Annotated in this window: 2 protein-coding genes; both read right to left on the minus strand. The window is 23.3% G+C overall.

Going from position 1 to position 1893, the window contains the following annotated elements:
- Positions 1-57: 57 nt before the first annotated feature.
- Positions 58-480, minus strand: a complete 423-nt coding sequence (locus G3997_RS06985; protein WP_296644814.1) for a DMT family transporter — start codon at positions 478-480, stop codon at positions 58-60.
- Between the two features lie 139 nt (positions 481-619).
- Entirely contained in the window at positions 620-1702 is a 1083-nt protein-coding gene (locus tag G3997_RS06990; protein WP_296644816.1) for a VanW family protein, read from the minus strand.
- Between the last annotated feature and the right edge of the window lie 191 nt (positions 1703-1893).

Here is a 1893-nt window from a genome sequence, read left to right on the forward strand (position 1 = left end):
TATACTCATCACTTTATTTATAATTAGATATAAGATACTTTAANTTCACTATATTTATCAATTCAATATAAAAAATGTACCTATAAATAATAAAATAGCTCCTATATAATTATATAAATGCATTGTTTGCTTATATATATTTGAATCTATAAATAATCCTACCAACATTTGAGATACTACTATTAATGTAAGCGTTTTAGATACACCCAAATTAGGCACAGCTTTTACTGTAAAATAAATTACTAGCCCTCCTAAAATACCTCCAAGTAACAATTTGGGATTTATATCATTAAAATTAGATAGTATTTTTAAATTTCCAGTTGCACATATGTTTATAAAAAAAAATATAGTTCCAACAAGTAAGCTTATGAATGTTGCTATAAGCGCTGTTGTATTTTTACCAAGTTCTCCATTTATAAAAGCCTCTAGTGCAGTTGATACACCCGCTAATGTTGCAAATATTATTGCAAGTATATTCACATATCATACCCCCAAACTTAAGAATTAATAAATTTTATGATACAAGCTAATTTTTAATACCTAAATTTGTGAGCTTGAATTTTATATATTTTTATCAAAGTAAGAAAAATTATTAAGATATAAAAGCATTCTAATAGTTTTATCTATATACACTAGTATCTATATGTTTTTCATAAACCTTATTTCCACTTTTATCATATCCATATAGATATGTATTTGCAACATTTCCACTAATATAACTTACTGGATCATATTCTATTCCATTTAATGCATTTTTATTTGACCAAATTTCTATAGTTAAATTTCCATTATTTGCAATAGTATTTATAACTAATGGATAATCATATGTATTTTTAAATTTATAGTCTATAATTCCACTAGCTAAAGTTGCATCTAACCCCCTTGTTACATAACTTACTGGCTTTGAATGGTTTTTTCTCTCTATTGGAAGTATACCTGCTTTAAGCTGAGTATTATAAAGAGTAGATGAAACCTGACATACTCCTCCTCCAATTCCATTAACAAGCTTTCCATTACTTATAACCGGTGCATATTTATATCCATTAGATTCTATAATAGGTCCAACTGCTCTTTCATAAGAAAACTCATCCTCTGGCATCAAAAGTAAATCATCTATTTTTTTAGCTGCATTTTCTATATTACTGCCTCTTGCATTTCCACTTCCATATGTAGTTGTATATGTTGATATTTTATAGTTTACATTTTTTAAGTCATTCATAGCTATTTTAGGTCTATCTATTACTAATTTAGCATCAACTTTTATATTTTCATCAATTATATTATTTTCACTTATATCTTTTTTAATATCATTATATAATGTATCTTCATCAAGTTTGTATCCATTCTTTCCTTCTTTATAGGTTATTTTTTCACCATCTATTATTACTTTTGGTTCAATACATTCTATATTAATATCTTGTGCTATCTTTTCTTTTAAATCATTAAATTTATTTTCATCTATCTCAAAGTATAAATTATATGCTTTTTCTTTCTTCGTAATTATAGACATAAACTTTGAAAATTTATTTTTCTTATTTTGATTTTCTATTATATCAGCATATAATTTTTTATTATTATATTTTGATATTAAATTTTCATAAGATATACTATATTCTTTATTATCTATGCATATCTTTACTTTATTTGTTCGTATTCTACCTTCAATTTTGTTTACTTCATTTAAAAATTCATCTCTACTCAAATTTGACATATCTATGTTATAAATAAATGTTCCTGGAAAAACTTTATTTTCATATTTAGATACTATTTTTTCTATATGTATTCCAACTAATAATGTTATAAAAATTATAGAAATTATAATAATTTTATTTTTTTTATTTAAACTAAATTTAACTTTTTCTTGMTCATTATTTAAAATAGTATTTTTTGTTT

This window comes from Romboutsia sp. 13368, from assembly GCF_018336475.1.
Classification (GTDB): domain Bacteria; phylum Bacillota; class Clostridia; order Peptostreptococcales; family Peptostreptococcaceae; genus Romboutsia.